11 protein-coding genes are annotated in these 15,648 nt (G+C 63.2%); 4 read left to right on the top strand and 7 right to left on the bottom strand.

Annotation, left to right across the window (positions count from 1 at the left end; all coding sequences use genetic code 11):
- The first annotated feature begins 8 nt into the window (after positions 1–8).
- Positions 9–1,133 (top strand): polyprenyl synthetase family protein, encoded by a 1,125-nt coding sequence (locus tag H4V99_RS09805; RefSeq protein ID WP_280677811.1) that lies wholly within the window; start codon positions 9–11, stop codon positions 1,131–1,133.
- A gap of 17 nt (positions 1,134–1,150) precedes the next feature.
- Here H4V99_RS09805 and H4V99_RS09810 read toward each other — a convergent pair whose 3' ends face one another.
- On the bottom strand, positions 1,151–1,507 hold the full coding sequence (locus H4V99_RS09810) for an Rv2175c family DNA-binding protein (RefSeq protein WP_348522361.1): 357 nt from the start codon (positions 1,505–1,507) through the stop codon (positions 1,151–1,153).
- Between the two features lie 154 nt (positions 1,508–1,661).
- Here H4V99_RS09810 and H4V99_RS09815 point away from each other — a divergent pair, with 154 nt between their 5' ends.
- Positions 1,662–2,918, top strand: a complete 1,257-nt coding sequence (locus tag H4V99_RS09815) for a LysM peptidoglycan-binding domain-containing protein (protein ID WP_280677815.1) — start codon at positions 1,662–1,664, stop codon at positions 2,916–2,918.
- A 54-nt stretch (positions 2,919–2,972) separates the two neighbouring features.
- Positions 2,973–4,943, top strand: coding sequence for a Stk1 family PASTA domain-containing Ser/Thr kinase (gene pknB, locus H4V99_RS09820; protein WP_280677817.1), 1,971 nt, complete (start codon positions 2,973–2,975; stop codon positions 4,941–4,943).
- Positions 4,944–5,039: 96 nt separating this feature from the next.
- Here the strand turns inward: pknB and H4V99_RS09825 are convergent, their stop codons facing one another.
- The 3 genes from H4V99_RS09825 to H4V99_RS09835 all read right to left on the bottom strand — a co-directional run bounded on the left by H4V99_RS09825 (position 5,040) and on the right by H4V99_RS09835 (position 8,199).
- A complete protein-coding gene (locus tag H4V99_RS09825) occupies positions 5,040–6,368 on the bottom strand; it encodes a 3-deoxy-7-phosphoheptulonate synthase class II (RefSeq protein ID WP_280680056.1) in 1,329 nt (442 codons plus the stop codon).
- Between the two features lie 147 nt (positions 6,369–6,515).
- The gene (locus tag H4V99_RS09830) at positions 6,516–7,205 is read right to left on the bottom strand and encodes a lysophospholipid acyltransferase family protein (protein WP_280677819.1); all 690 of its coding nucleotides are present in this window, start codon (positions 7,203–7,205) and stop codon (positions 6,516–6,518) included.
- Between the two features lie 49 nt (positions 7,206–7,254).
- On the bottom strand, positions 7,255–8,199 hold the full coding sequence (locus H4V99_RS09835) for an ROK family glucokinase (RefSeq protein WP_280677821.1): 945 nt from the start codon (positions 8,197–8,199) through the stop codon (positions 7,255–7,257).
- Between the two features lie 174 nt (positions 8,200–8,373).
- On the opposite strand from H4V99_RS09835, the gene H4V99_RS09840 reads away from it, so the two are divergent.
- Positions 8,374–10,206, top strand: a complete 1,833-nt coding sequence (locus H4V99_RS09840; protein WP_280677823.1) for an AMP-dependent synthetase/ligase — start codon at positions 8,374–8,376, stop codon at positions 10,204–10,206.
- Positions 10,207–10,219: 13 nt separating this feature from the next.
- Here H4V99_RS09840 and def read toward each other — a convergent pair whose 3' ends face one another.
- The 3 genes from def to H4V99_RS09855 all read right to left on the bottom strand — a co-directional run bounded on the left by def (position 10,220) and on the right by H4V99_RS09855 (position 15,579).
- Positions 10,220–10,711, bottom strand: a complete 492-nt coding sequence (def, locus tag H4V99_RS09845) for a peptide deformylase (protein WP_280677825.1) — start codon at positions 10,709–10,711, stop codon at positions 10,220–10,222.
- Positions 10,712–10,786: 75 nt separating this feature from the next.
- Complete coding sequence (locus H4V99_RS09850) at positions 10,787–12,142, bottom strand: MinD/ParA family protein (RefSeq protein ID WP_280677827.1); 1,356 nt, start codon at positions 12,140–12,142, stop codon at positions 10,787–10,789.
- A gap of 32 nt (positions 12,143–12,174) precedes the next feature.
- Positions 12,175–15,579 (bottom strand): pyruvate carboxylase, encoded by a 3,405-nt coding sequence (locus H4V99_RS09855; protein ID WP_280677829.1) that lies wholly within the window; start codon positions 15,577–15,579, stop codon positions 12,175–12,177.
- Positions 15,580–15,648 lie beyond the last annotated feature (69 nt).

A 15,648-nucleotide genomic window follows, 5' to 3' on the forward strand; every position in this document is an offset into this window, starting at 1 on the left:
CTAGGCGGGTGGTCGAAAGCACTCATCTGGTCGAGCTGGTTCAATCCCGCATCGACGAATTCCTTATTACCCGTGAACCAATTGTGTCCCTGATCAGCTCCGAGGTAACGCCCCTCGTGGCCTTTTCTCGGCAGTTTCTCAGCGGTGGCAAGCGCTTCAGGGCGCTTTTTTGCTACTGGGGTTGGCAGAGTGTTCGCGCCGGTGACACGGCGCCAATTGTGCTCCCCGGGGGCACCGATGGTCTGGGCGATATCTCTCCCATTGTGGGTGCCGCATCGGCACTCGAACTCTTCCATGCGGCAGCACTGGTGCACGATGACATCATCGATAATTCCGACACTCGCCGCGGTGCGGCATCCGCTCACAAACTTTTCGAGCACATGCATGGGGCCGAAGGCTGGGTGGGTAACTCCACGGAATTCGGGCGCGCGTCGGCAATTCTTCTCGGTGACCTCTTACTGGGCTGGAGTGATGAGCTGCTTGACGAAGGGCTCGCGGCGCTGCCCGACCGCACCGCTGCCCGAGCGGCTCGGTTGGAATTCAACCTCATGCGCACCGAGGTAACGGCCGGACAGTATTTAGACATCCTCGAGGAACGTGCGTGGAAGTCGGCTGCTGAGGAAGACCTCTACGACCGAGCCATGCGGGTGATTGAATTCAAGTCAGCCCGGTATAGCGTGCTCGCTCCCCTCGTCATTGGCGCTGCGCTGGCAGGCGGCACTGCCGAGCAGCTGCAGTCCCTTCGTGACTTTGGACTACCGCTCGGTATCGCTTACCAATTGCGTGATGACCTGCTCGGCGTGTTTGGGGACGCCTCGGTGACCGGCAAGCCAAGCGGAGATGACCTGCGCGAGGGTAAGAGAACAGTACTCATCGCCCTCGCACGACAGGGACTCTCGTCAGACTCACGACGTGTGCTCGATGAACAACTCGGTGACCCTCACCTGGCTGCTGAGCACATCGAAGCGCTGCAGGCGGCCATCACGCAGAGCGGAGCCGTTGATCGAGTGGAAGCAATCATCACGGAACGACTGGCGGCGGCACTCGAGGTCCTGGAGTCCGCAGCCATCAGCGAACATGCGAAGACACAGCTGCGCGGTCTTGCCAACAGGGTGGCGCGCCGCGTGTTCTGATGCGCCCGGCGGGGGGCTTAGGCCAGTGCCTGAGCCACCCGGCGCACCTCGGCCTTGCGACCGGCACGCAGCGCCGCGATCGGAGCGACGCCGAGGCTGTCGTCAACGTCGAGTAGCCAGCTCATCGCCTGTTCGTTGGTGAAGCCATCGTCGTTCAGAACGAAGATTGTTCCACGCAGCTCGGGCAGCGGCGCGCGATCGCGCAAGAACTCCGCAGGAACCTGCAGCACTCCATTGCGGCGGATGGCGAGTAGATGGTTGTCGTCAATGAGCTGGCGAACCCGGCTCTGGGTTATCCCCAACATTTCAACGAGTGCAGGGATGGTGAGCCATGCGGGCTCGGAAGTTTGGTTCTCTGAAGGCTCTACAATCACCCCTTAACCTTGCCATGATTCCGGGATCTCGCAAAATGAGTTGCGCGCATACGGTGAGTTTGGTACGCGACCCTCCGATATCCCTGATTGACTCAACACGTTATGTGTGTCAGCCTCAGTCCGGGGTTTGGGGGTAGTTGCAAGGAGGAGTTCGATGTCGACCGAGGTGAATGCAATCGTGAACGCACACGGTGCACCCAAAGAAGAGCAGCGCGACCGCCGCACGAAAACCGGTGAGCGCAGAGGCCGCAGTGCGCTTCTCACTGTTCCCATCGTGATTGTGGGCACGCTGGCCATCAGCCTCAACCTGGCCGCGCCTGCACATGCTGTTGTGGCCAAGAAGCCGCTCAACCCCAAGCTGATTGAGAACCCGGTGCGAGTGGCAACGGTGATCGCCGCCGCCGTCGAGGCCCCGCCCGCTCAGTATTCTGTGGTGGAGGGCGACACGGTCAGTGGCATCGCCACTCGGTTTGGCCTCTCTACTCCTACGGTTTTGTCCTTGAACGGTCTCGACTCCTCGGCGCTGATCTTTCCCGGGCAGGTGCTGATGCTCTCGGGCGGTGCGGCCACGGCATCAGCCACCCCCGCTGCACAGAACGTACAGGACGCCCAGTCCTACACGGTCCTCAGCGGAGACACCATCGGCGCCATCGCGGGCGCACACGGCCTCTCCACCGACGCGGTGCTGCGCGCTAACGGTCTGGACCGCAGCAGCATCATCTACCCCGGTCAGACCATCCTCGTGACCGTCGACCCTGTGGCCCAGATTGTGCCGGCTGCCTTCATCACTGCTCTCGGACCGGTCACGGCACCCCTGGCCGCAGGAACGCAGCACACGATCCAAACCGGCGACACGATCAGTGCTGTCGCTGCGACGGCAGGCGTGAGCGTGCAGGCCGTTCTGGACGCCAACGGTCTCGGCTGGTCCAGCATGATCTACCCCGGGCAGGTGCTGGCAATTCCCTCGCCCGCCTCTGCTGTTCCCGACGCCACGCACGTGACGCCCCTGACCGATGAGATGCGCGCCAACGCGCAGACAATTGTGGCGGTTGGTCGATCGATCGGGGTGTCCGACTACGGCCTCGTTGTGGCCCTGGCTGCAGCAGCCCAGGAATCGGGACTGCGCAATGTTGACTACGGCGACCGGGACTCTCTCGGACTGTTTCAGCAGCGTCCCAGCGCGGGCTGGGGCACGCCCGACCAGGTGATGGACCCCACACGTGCAACGCTGGCGTTCTTCGGCGGCAGCAGCAATCCAAATACTGGCGTCACTCGGGGGCTTCTGGAGATCGGTAACTGGGAGTCGCTCACGGTCACCGAGGCCGCACAGTCCGTTCAGATTTCGGCTTTTCCGGACCACTACGCCAAGTGGGAAACATCTGCTCGGGCCTGGCTCACACAACTGGGCTAGCGGCGCGCGGCGTTCTAGCAGGTTCTCAGCCCGGAGTTTCTCTAGACTCAACGGGTGAGTGAAACCCCGACCGACCAGATGATCGGCCGTCTGATAGACGGTCGATATCAGGTGCGATCCAGAATCGCTCGCGGTGGCATGGCCACGGTTTACCTCGCCACGGACCTTCGCCTCGAGCGCATGGTCGCGATCAAGATCATGCACGGCCACTTGGCCGATGACAACGCGTTCAAGAGCAGGTTCATTCAGGAAGCTCGATCCGCGGCTCGACTGGCCCACCCGAATGTCGTCAACGTCTTTGACCAGGGTCAGGATGCCGACACGGCATACCTCGTCATGGAGTACCTTCCGGGAATCACCCTGCGCGACCTGCTCAAGGACTACGGCAAGCTCACCCCGGAGCAGACCGTGGACATCCTTGAAGCGGTGCTGAGCGGCTTGGCCGCCGCGCATAAGGCCGGCATCGTGCACCGCGACGTCAAACCCGAGAACGTGCTGCTTGCGGACGACGGTCGCATTAAAATCAGCGACTTTGGTCTGGCCCGCGCGGTCAACAACAACACGGCGACCGGCCAGGCTCTGCTGGGAACGATCGCCTATCTCTCCCCCGAGCTCGTGACCCGCGGCATTGCCGACGCTCGAAGCGACATCTACGCCCTCGGCATCATGACCTTTGAGATGCTGACCGGCGAGCAGCCCTATGTGGGCGAAGCACCGATGCAAATTGCCTACCAGCATGCCAATGACACGGTCCCCATGCCCAGCAGCAAGGTGCCATCCACCCCGCGGGAACTCGATGAGCTCGTGCAGTGGGCCACCGCCAGGGATCCGGAACAACGCCCGCGGGACGCACGTGTCATGCTCGACCAGCTTCTCGCCGGCCGCGGCCACCCCGGGGCCGGAGCCACCGGGCAACAGCCCACGGCCCTCCAGCCCACCATGATGCTCCCTGGTCTGTCCACCCTGGCCGCCAATGCCGACACCCAGATTCTGATGGATGCCGCGCGCGGCGCCACTCCCGCAACCAGCGTTCTCGGACCGCTGACGGCGGCCGGAGTCGGCCCACAAGCCCCCGACAACAGCAGCACTCTCACCACCAAGGCCCGCCGTCGTAAGGGGCGCGGTTTTTGGCTCTTCGCCCTCGTCCTTCTGCTCGCCACCGGTCTCGCGAGCGCGGGATGGTACTTCGGGTCCGGTCCCGGTTCGGACATCGCGGTACCCACGGTGGCGTCCCTCTCGCCAGCGGATGCCGCAGCTCGCATTGAGAGCGTGGGGCTCGCATCCGACGAGAGCGCGGTGTACAGCGCCGATGTCCCCGAGGGACTGGTGATCGGTACGACGCCCGAGGATGGCAGCCGGGTATCCAAGGACAGCACGGTGACCATTGTGGTGTCCCTCGGACTGCAACCCATCACGCTCCCGCCGCTGGCAGGCCTGACGCAGGCCGATGCATCCGCTGCGATCACGACCCTGCTGGCCGAAGTCGGTTCCATAGACCCGATCTTCAGCGACTCCGTAGCTGTCGACACCGTGATCTCCGCCAGTCGGGCGAGTGACGACAGCGACGTGTCCGCCGGCGGCGATTACTTTCAGGGTCTCACGGTCAACCTCGTTGTATCTCTTGGCGCTATTCCCAACGTGGCCGGGTCCACGGTGGCGCGCGCGACCGCGCTGCTCGAGGAAAAGGGACTGCTGGCCGAAAGCGGCGAGCAGACCTTCAGCGACTCGGTTCCCGAAGGCAATGTGGTGTCGGCCACGGCGCCCGATGCGCCGGTGCGCACGGGGGCGACGATTACCCTCACCACCTCTCGGGGCCCCGAGCCTGTGCGTATCCCGAACGTCGTGGGAATGCCGTGGAACGAGGGCAAGCAGACGCTTACCGACCTCGGTTTCGAACTCAGCTACAACCCCGGTGCGGATGCCATCTCTGCCCTGCTCAGTGTGGCGTCGACCGACCCGGAAGCCGGCACGTCGGCACCGCGGGGCAGCACGATCACGCTCAAGCCCACCAATCCCTTCGGCTAGCAGCGGCTTACGCAGAAACCGCCCACTCTCCCCGGTTATCCGGGTCGAATGGGCGGTTTCAGCGTGCGGCGTCTGCGTGCAGCTTCTGCGTGCGAACTAGCGAGCAGCCAGCTCCTCAGACACGAGGAAGGCCAGTTCGAGAGACTGCATGTGGTTCAGGCGCGGGTCGCAGAGTGACTCGTAGCGGGTCGCCAGTGCGGCCTCGTCAATGTGCTCCGAGCCACCAAGGCATTCGGTCACATCGTCACCGGTGAGTTCAACGTGGATTCCGCCCGGGTGGGTTCCCACCGCACGGTGAGCTTCAAAGAAGCCCTTCACCTCGTCCACCACATCATCAAAGCGACGTGTCTTGTAGCCGGTGGGCGTGGTGACACCGTTGCCGTGCATGGGGTCGGTGACCCACAGTGGCGTGGCGTCACTCGCCTTGATTGCCTCGAGGAGGGGCGGCAGGGCATCCCGGATCTTGCCCGCACCCATGCGGGTGATGAAGGTGAGCCTGCCGGGCTCCCGGTTCGGGTCGAGCTTGTCCACGAGGCGCAGCATGTCGTCGGCTGACGTGCTCGGGCCCAGCTTGACGCCGATGGGGTTTCGCACCCGGGACAGAAAGTCCACGTGGGCGCCGTCGAGGTCGCGCGTGCGCTCACCGATCCAGATGAAGTGCGCAGACGTGTTGAACGGCGTTCCCGTGCGCGAGTCGATGCGCGTCATGGGGCGTTCGTAGTCCATGAGGAGGCCCTCGTGGCTGGTGTAGAACTCGGTGCGCCGCATAGCCTCGAAATCGGCACCGCACGCGATCATGAACTTAATCGCCCGGTCAATCTCTTTGGCGACCTTCTCGTACTGCTGGTTTGCCGGGTTGGCAGCAAAACCCTGGTTCCAGCTGTGCACCTGCCGGAGGTCAGCAAAACCGCCCTGGGTGAAGGCGCGAATCAGATTCAGCGTCGAGGCCGCCGTGTGGTAGCCCTTCACCAACCGGGCCGGGTCGGCCTCCCGAGACTCTGGGGTGAAGTCATAACCATTGACGATGTCACCGCGGTAAGCGGGCAATGTGACGTCACCGCGCGTTTCGAAGTCGCTCGAACGCGGCTTGGCGAACTGGCCGGCCATGCGACCCATCTTGATGACGGGCATCGATGCACCATAGGTGAGCACAACGGCCATCTGCAACACGGTCTTCACGCGGTTGCGAATCTGGTCTGCGGTGGCGCCACTAAACGTTTCGGCGCAGTCTCCCCCCTGCAAGAGGAAGGCGTGTCCGGAGGCGGCGGCCGCGAGCCGGTCGCGCAGAATGTCGACCTCACCGGCAAAGACGAGGGGCGGCTGGGTGGCGAGCTCTGCGGAGGCCGCGGCAACAAGGTCGGCGTCCGGCCAACTGGGCTGTTGCTTGATGGGGAGCGTACGCCAGTGATCCAGCCCGGCGACCACAGATGCTTCTGCCAACACGACCGGTTCGGTGGGGTCTACCACGAGATAATTCCTGTTTTCTGTCTGCGGCGCACACGAGTGAGCGCCTAAGTGGTGCGGTGCCCGCGCGGGCACAACCCAGAGTGGGCGAAGCGCAGTGCTGGCAGCTTATCGCGAAAGGCTGGCGCGCTTCTCCTTGACGCTCGTGGCATACACGTCCACGTACTCCTGGGTACTCAGTCGCTGCAACTCGTACATCAGCTCATCCGTCACGGACCGCAGCACGAAGCGGTCGCCCTCCATGCCCGCAAAGCGGGTGAAATCCAGCGGAGTACCCAGCACAATTCCGATGCGCCGAACCTTGGGTATGCGGGTTCCGGTGGGCATGGCTTTCTCGGTGTCAATCATGGCCACCGGAATGACGGGAACTCCGGACTCCAGCACCATCCGGGCTACGCCGGTGCGACCGCGATACATGCGGGCGTCGGGGCTGCGGGTTCCTTCGGGGTAGATTCCAAGCACCCCGCCGGCTCCGAGCACGCGGAGTCCGGTATTCAGCGAGTCCTCCGAGGCCTTGCCGCCGGAACGATCGATGGGGAGCTGACCCGTGGCCTTGAAAAACTGCCGTGTTGCCCAACCCTTCAGTCCCGTTCCCGTGAAGTACTCGCTCTTGGCGAGGAACACCACACGGCGTGAGACCACGAGTGGAAGAAAGACCGAGTCGATGAAAGACAGGTGATTACTCGCCAGGATGACCCCGCCGGTTTTGGGAACGTTCTCCAGTCCCACAACCCAGGGCCGGAAAACGCCCAGCAAAAGGGGTCCGACCACAATGTTCTTCATAAACCAGTAAAACATTGTGTGTGCTCTCCGCTCGGCTCCGTCATGGTGGACTTAATCATCGTGCTCAGCGCGACGCCGCACTGCGCGCGAGGTCTGCCGCACCCACCACGCCCGCGTCGTTGACGAGCTGCGCAATTGCGAAGGTTGCTTCGGGATGATACCCCCGCGCAGGGAGGTGTTCGAGGTACGCCGCGCGGATCGGGTCAAGAAGCAGATCGCCGGCAATCGACACTCCCCCACCAAAGACGAAGACCTGAGGGTCAAGAACAGCGCCGAGACTCGCGCACGCCTCTCCCAGAGAAGCCCCCAGCCGCGCCAGCGCAGCAACCGCACCCGGATCCCCCACCTCGATGAGGTGACCAACGTCTTTTCCCGTCAGTTTTCCCTTACGCTCCTGTGCCGCCCTCAGGCCACTCCCCAGCGGACCCTCATCGGCGATCTCCCCGGCGATACGCAACAGCGCCCGGCCCGAACCGTACTGTTCGATGCATCCGCTGGCACCACAACCGCACGGCAAACCGCCCGGAACAAGGCGCAAGTGACCCAGTTCCGCGCCGGCACCAAACCCACCGCGCAGCAGGCTGCCGTTGGCAACAATGGCGCCACCAACCCCCGTACCAATGGTGAGGGTCACCATGTCCGTGTACTCACGCCCGGCGCCATAGCGGAATTCCGCCCACCCAGCCGCATTGGCATCGTTCTCAATGAGGATCGGAAGATCGATTCTGGCCTCGAGTTTGGCGCGGAAGGGCTCGTTACGCCAGTTGATGTTCGGGGCGTAGTAGACCGTGGACTGTGCGGCGTCGATAAACCCGGCGGCGGCAACCCCCGCGGCGACCACGTTTTCCCCCGCGGCCAGATTCTCGATCATCGCCACGACAACGTCTTCAATTTCGCGCGGATCGTGCGGATTCGTGGGTTGACGATCGGAACGAAGAATGGTTCCGTTGTCGTCTACGAGAGCACCGGCAATTTTGGTGCCCCCAATATCGATTCCAATGGCGTGCACGGTGACAACTTTCGGTGGAGGGGAGGTTCACGTGGAAGAGGGCGTGGCGACCTAGCTAGCAATCGCCGCACCACATAGAGTGTACTTAAACAGCACACCGTGCAGTGAAGCACCAGATCACCGCCAACATCTGAGCGGGAACCGAAGCTCCCCGCCGGTACCGAAGGAGTTACCGTGAAACAGTTCGACATGCCAGCCGTTGTCGTTGCCGATCCACAAGCCAACGCGACAGACCTCCTCGTCGATCGCCTCGCAGCTACGCCCAACCTTGTGCTCTTTTCGCTGCCGAGCGCGAGCGGATGGCTGCCGGTTACCGTGAAGGAATTCCACGCCCAGGTCATCGCCCTCGCCAAAGGACTCGTCGCCGCGGGGATTGAGCCCGGCGACAAGATCGGTCTGGTCTGCAAGACCCGCTACGAGTGGACCCTCATCGATTTCGCCACGTGGTTCGCCGGAGCAGTCCTCGTGCCCGTCTATGACACGAGCTCACCGAGCCAGGTTCAGTGGAACCTCAGCGACTCGGGGGCAACATCCGTCATTCTCGAAACCGCCGATCACTTCGCGCGGTTCGATGAGGTGCACCCTGACCTTCCCGAGGTCACCAAGGTCTGGCAGATCGATCTCGGCGACCTCGACAAACTCGTGGCCGGTGGAGTGGACGTGCCCGACGCCGAAATCGAGCGTCGTCGCAACATCGCCGTTGCTGATGACATGGCTACCCTCATCTACACCTCCGGTTCAACGGGGCGGCCCAAGGGGTGCGTGCTCACGCACGCAAACTTCGTGGAGACCAGTCGCAATGCCGCAATCGCGCTCAAGGAAGTTCTGACCGACCCGAACGGCGCATCCACTCTGCTGTTCATCACCACAGCGCATATCTTTGCCCGGTTCATTGCCGTGCTCTGCGTCCATGCCGGCGTGCGGGTGGGACATCAGCCCGACACCCGCCAGCTCCTTCCCTCCCTGGGCAGCTTCAAGCCCACCTTCCTGCTGGCCGTGCCGCGCGTCTTTGAGAAGGTATACAACTCCGCCGGCCAGAAGGCCGAAGCCGGTGGCAAGGGCAAGATCTTCAAGGCAGCCGTTGCGGTGGCCGTGGCCCATTCCAAGGCAGTTCAAGCCGGCGAATCGATTCCCCTCGGAATGAAGATTAAGTTTGCCCTCTTTGACCGGCTCGTCTACAGCAAGCTCCGCGAGGCCATGGGCGGCAACGTTCGTTACGCCGTCTCTGGATCAGCCCCGCTCGGCGCGCACCTCGGACACTTCTTCCACAGCCTCGGAATCGTCATTCTCGAAGGCTATGGACTCACCGAAACCACAGCGCCGGCCACGGTCAGCCTCGCTACCCGGTCGAAGATCGGCACGGTTGGTCCGCCTCTCCCCGGGGTCTCCGTACGTGTGATGGACGACGGTGAAATCCAGGTGAAGGGTGTGAACGTCTTCAAGGAGTACTGGAAGAACCCGCAGGCCACTGCAGACACGTTCGATGACGGGTGGCTGAAGACCGGAGACATTGGTCAGTTCGACGATGACGGGTTCCTCACCATCACGGGTCGTAAGAAAGAGATCCTCGTGACGGCCGGCGGCAAGAACGTGGCACCAGCCGCGCTCGAAGATCCCATCCGCTCCAACCCTCTCGTGGGCCAGGTGATCGTGGTCGGAGACCAGAAGCCGTTTATCGCCGCCATCATCACCCTCGATCCGGACATGCTGCCCGTATGGCTCAACAACAACAAGGGCGACGCCGGAATGACCCTCGCTGAAGCTGCCGTGAGCGTTCTGGTTTTGGCTGAGGTGCAACGCGCCATTGACCGGGCCAACGAAACCGTGTCTCGTGCAGAGTCCATCCGCAAATTCGTGGTGCTCCCGATCGAGCTCACGGAAGAGAGCGGACACCTCACCCCCAAGATGAGCATCAAGCGCAACATCATTGTGCGGGACTTCGCCGATGAGATCGATCGGCTCTATGCCGGGGCACCGATCACGGAGGGCTTCTCACTGCGTGGCTAGTGCGCGTGGTTAGCTAGAACCAGGTGGACTCGCGAATCTCCTTCATGGCCGCGCGGCGGTTCTCCTTGTCGAGCCGGTCGAGGTACAGCAGGCCATCCAGGTGATCCGTCTCGTGCTGGAGTGCCTGGGCCATGATGCCGGTGCCAGATAGTTCTTGTGCTTCGCCATCGAGGTTGATGCCGGTCGCCCGCGCGAACGGATAGCGCTTAGTGGGGTACCAGAGTCCCGGAACTGAGAGACAGCCCTCGTCGATCAGCTCCGGCTCTCCGGACAGCTCCACAATGGTGGGGTTGAGTAGGTATCCCACGTCCCCGTCCACGTTGTAACTGAAGGCACGCAGGTTGACACCGATCTGTGAGGCCGCGACACCGGCACGCCCTGGCAGACGAACGCTGTCCACGAGGTCCTGCACCAGACTGCGGACCCGGTCGTCAATAACGACGATCGGGTCGGACACGGTCTTTAGCACGGGATCTCCGAAGAGACGAATCTGGCGCTCAGGCACAGTAGGACTTCCAATTCTGATTGTGAAGAATTCTGCTGGTGAAGAATCCTGTTGGTGAAAAATCCTGCTGGTGATTTAGAGGGTGCGCCGAGCCGGAAGCCCCTCGACCACGAGAGCAGCCAGAGTTCGAGCCGCAAGCCGGGTGATCGGTTTGAGGTCAGCGTAGGACACGGCGCTCCCCGCAGCGAGTTGCGGGTCGTAGGGAATGCGCACGATTTCTCGAACACGAGATCGAAAGTGCGCTTCGATCTCCTCGAGTCGCACCAGGTTCGTGCCCTGAGTGGCCGTATTGAGAGCAACGACGGCATTCTTCACGAGGTCCCTGTACCCGTTGGCATCGAGCCAGGTGAGGGTTTCGGAAGCCAGTCGAGCCTCGTCGACGCTGCCACCGGACACGATGACAATCGAATCCGCGCGACGGAGCGTGGCGCGCATCACGGAGTGCACGATTCCGGTACCGCAATCGGTCAGCGCCACTGAGTAGTAGCGCGCCGCAAGATCTGCCACCACGTTGTAATCGTTCTCGTCGAAGGCCTCGGAGAGCATCGGGTCGGTGTCCGACGCGAGAATGTCGAGTCTCGTCTCATCGCGAGACACGAGGGTCGAGAAGTCGGTGAAATTTCCAATGGATGCGGCACGCCGCACCACATCCCGCACGGTCGACGTGGTCTGCTGGGTGACGCGTTCGGAGAGGGTCCCCCGGTCTGGGTTGGCATCAATGGCGATGATGCGATCATCACGCGCGTCGGCGAGAGCCATGCCGAGGAGAGTCGTGACCGTCGTCTTACCCACACCACCCTTGCGGGTGAGAATGGGCACGAAACGCGTCCCGCCCTCAAACTGCCGGCGAATGCGGTCATCGAGAGCGGTCGTGGCTCGAACGGCGGCCGAATCGCCGAGATTCACCAGGTGCAGGGTGGCCGCATAGAGGAACTGGTTCCACCCGCCACGAGGTGCGCGCCTGGTATTGGGATTGACGGCCAGAAGTCGTTCGGGTGTGAGCATGGCGGCCGACTCCGGCTGCACGGCAAAGTCGGCGTCACCGCTCTGGCCGTCACCGGAGGCGAGGCGGGAGCGGTCTCGGCGCACCGACACGGCGGCATCCGCCTTGCCTCGCACCGGTGTCACCGACGCGACGCTCGCCGCGCTGGTGGCGGAACTGGCACGAACAGGTTGCGGTGTTGCCGACGTGCTGATTTCAATCGTGTGGGTGGACAGCTGGCCAGCGCCGTGCGGAGCACTGACTGGAGCGCTGATCGGCGCACTGATCGGAGCTGTCAGACTGGTCGGCACGACACTCGCTAAGTCGTCCACGGTGTGTGGCGGAAGGTCGCTGTGATACTGATCGGCAGCGCTGTCCTGCGTTCCGGGAGTACCCGACGCGGACGGCACCACCGTCGTGTCGTCCGCACCTTCATTTTTTTCTGCCACAGTCGTGTCTTCCTTGATCAGCGGGTTGGAGCCTAGCGCGGACGAACCACGACGAGCAGATCGCCGGCATCAACCTGCTGGGTTGCCGGAATGGCGACACGCTCGATGTACCCGGCGATCGGGGACGTGATCGCCGCCTCCATCTTCATGGCCTCGATGCTCGCCACCGCTTGGCCGGCCGTGACCTCGGCACCCTCCTCCACCTTCAGGGTGACCACACCGGAGAACGGTGCCGCAATCTGGCCGGGCTGGTTGGCATCCGCTTTCTCTGCAACACGTGCTTCGACCGTGATGCTGCGGTCGCGCACGAACACCGGGCGCAGCTGACCATTGAGCATGATCATGACGGTGCGCATGCCCTTGTCATCGGCTTCACCAATGGCTTCCAGGCCCACATAGAGGCGCACACCCTGAGCGATGTCCACGGCGTGCTCCTGACCCTGCTGCAGGCCATAGAGGTAGTCGACCGTGTCGATCACCGAGAGATCCCCGAAAAGCTCGCGGATCTGCTCGAACTGGCGGGTCGGTGCCGGGAAGAGCAACTGGTTGAGCATGGTGCGACGGGTGGTGCTCTCCATGTTCAGCGCGGTGCGCTCCGCCTCGGAGATCTCAGTGACGCCCACACGAATCGTGCGGCCGGCAAGCACCTTGGTGCGGAAGGGTTCTGGCCAGCCACCGGGCAGGTCGCCCAGTTCACCGGCCATGAAGCCCACGACGGAGTCGGGAACATCGTACTTGTCGGGGTTGGCTTCAAAATCGGCCGGATCGGCCTTCACCGCGGCGAGGTACAGCGCGAGGTCACCGACAACCTTGGACGACGGCGTGACCTTGGGAACACGCCCGAGGATCTTGTTTGCCGCGGCATACATGTCCTCGATCAGTTCGAAGTGGTCGGAGAGCCCCAGCGCGACGGCCTGCGTGCGCAGGTTCGACAGCTGGCCACCGGGGATCTCGTGCGTGTATACGCGGCCGGTGGGCGCCGACAGTCCGGACTCGAAGGGCCGGTACACGTTGCGCACGGCCTCCCAGTACGGTTCGAGGTCGGTGACGCTCGTGAGGGAAATCCCCGTGTCACGCTCAGTGTGGGCAAGGGCCGCAACGAGTGAGGATGCCGACGGCTGGCTGGTCGTGCCGGCCATCGGTGCGCTGGCCACGTCCACGGCGTCTGCCCCGGCGCGAGCGGCGGCGAGAAGCGTCGCCAGCTGGCCACCAGGCGTGTCGTGAGTGTGCACGTGAACCGGAAGGTCAAAACGCTCCCGGAAGGCCGCGACAAGCTTTTCAGCGGCGCTCGGACGCAACAGTCCGGCCATGTCCTTGATGGCGAGCACGTGAGCGCCCGACTCCACAATCTGGTCGGCGAGGCGCAGGTAGTAATCGAGGGTGTAGAGGTCCTCCGCCGGGTTCAGCAGGTCACCGGTGTAGCACACGGCCACTTCGGCAATGGAGGTTCCCGTGGCAAGAACGGCGTCGATGGCCGGGCGCATCTGCGACACGTCGTTAAGCGCATCAAAGATGCGGAAGATGTCAACGCCGGTATCTGCGGCTTCGCGCACGAAGGCATCCGTCACCTCGGTGGGGTACGGGGTGTAGCCCACCGTGTTGCGACCGCGCAGGAGCATCTGAATGTTGATGTTGGGGAGGGCCTCGCGGAGCGCGGCAAGGCGCTCCCACGGGTCTTCACCGAGAAAACGGAGAGCAACGTCATAGGTGGCTCCTCCCCAGGCTTCCACCGACAAAAGCTGCGGGGTGAGCCGTGCCACGTAGGGCGCCACAGCCACCAAATCCTTGGTGCGCACTCGCGTGGCCAGGAGGGACTGGTGGGCGTCTCGGAACGTCGTGTCCGTGACGGCCAGAGCTGTCTGGGCGCGCAGGGCGGCGGCGAACTTGGTGGGGCCCAGCAGCTGAAGCTGCTGACGCGATCCGCTCGGGGCTGCCACGCTCAGGTCGAGGGCGGGAAGTTTTGCTGCCGGGCTGACGGTGGTGGTCGCCGCTCCGTTCGGCTGGTTCACCGTGACGTCGGCGAGCCAGTTGACGATCTTCGTTCCACGGTCCTTCGAGGCTGCAATACGCAGCAGCTCCGGTCGCTCATCAATGAAGGAGGTGCTCACGTCGCCCGCCGCGAAATCGGCATCGTCGAGCACGGCCTGCAGGAACGAGATGTTCGTCGACACTCCGCGAATACGGAATTCGGCGAGGGCACGCTTGGAACGCATCACCGCACTGGCGTAATCGCGGCCACGGCAGGTGAGCTTGGCGAGCATTGAGTCGAAGTGCGGGCTGATCTGGGTGCCGGGGTTGATCGTTCCACCATCCAGGCGGATGCCGGCGCCACCGGGCGAGCGATAGGTGGTGATCTTTCCCGTGTCGGGTCGGAAACCGGCCGTGGGGTCTTCGGTGGTGATGCGGCACTGCAGCGCGGCGCCGCGAAGCTTGATCTTGTCCTGGGTGAGGCCAAGTTCTTCGAGGGTCTCCCCCGCCGCAATGCGGATCTGGGACTGAACCAGGTCAATGTCGGTGACCTCTTCGGTGACGGTGTGCTCCACCTGAATGCGTGGGTTCATCTCAATGAACACGTGCTGGCCGGCGCGTTCGCCCACGGTGTCGAGCAGGAATTCCACGGTTCCCGCGTTGACGTACCCAATAGAACGAGCGAACTTAATGGCGTCGGCGTAAAGCTTGACGCGAATTTCGTCGCTCAGGTTCGGGGCCGGCGCAATTTCGATGACCTTCTGGTGGCGACGCTGCACGGAGCAGTCGCGCTCGAAGAGGTGCACGGTCTCACCCGTGGCATCAGCGAGAATCTGAACCTCGATGTGACGTGGACGCAGAACCGCGGCTTCGAGGAACATTGTCGGGTCACCGAAGGCACTGTTCGCCTCACGCATGGCCTCTTCGAGGGCGCCGCGCAGCTGAGACTTGGTCTCGACACGGCGCATTCCGCGCCCACCACCGCCGGCGACTGCCTTGGCGAAGATCGGGAACCCGATCTCATCGGCCTGGCTGATGAGCAGCTCCACGTCTTGCGACGGCTGCGTGGACTTGAGCACGGGAACGCCCGCGGCAATGGCGTGTTCCTTGGCGGTGACCTTGTTGCCGGCCATCTCCAGCACGTCGGCACCGGGGCCGATAAACGTGATGCCGACGGCGCGAGCGGCCTCGGCCAACTCGGGATTCTCGGACAGGAAGCCGTAACCGGGGTAGATCGCATCGGCGCCCGACTCTCGGGCGACCCGAATAATTTCCGCCACGTCGAGGTAGGCGCGCACCGGGTGGCCGACCTCACCGATCTGATAGGCCTCATCAGCTTTCAGGCGGTGGAGGGAGTTGCGATCCTCAAAAGGAAACACAGCAACGGTTTTTGCTCCGAGCTCGACGGCCGCGCGAAAAGCACGAATCGCGATCTCACCGCGGTTGGCAACAAGGATCTTCTGGAACATGCAGACCTTTCGAACGTATACCGGCACACAGCTAACGGTTAGGTTCTCCCAGACTACTGAAGGTAACGT

It is taken from the genome of Cryobacterium sp. CG_9.6, from assembly GCF_029893365.1.
In the GTDB taxonomy this organism is placed as follows: domain Bacteria; phylum Actinomycetota; class Actinomycetes; order Actinomycetales; family Microbacteriaceae; genus Cryobacterium.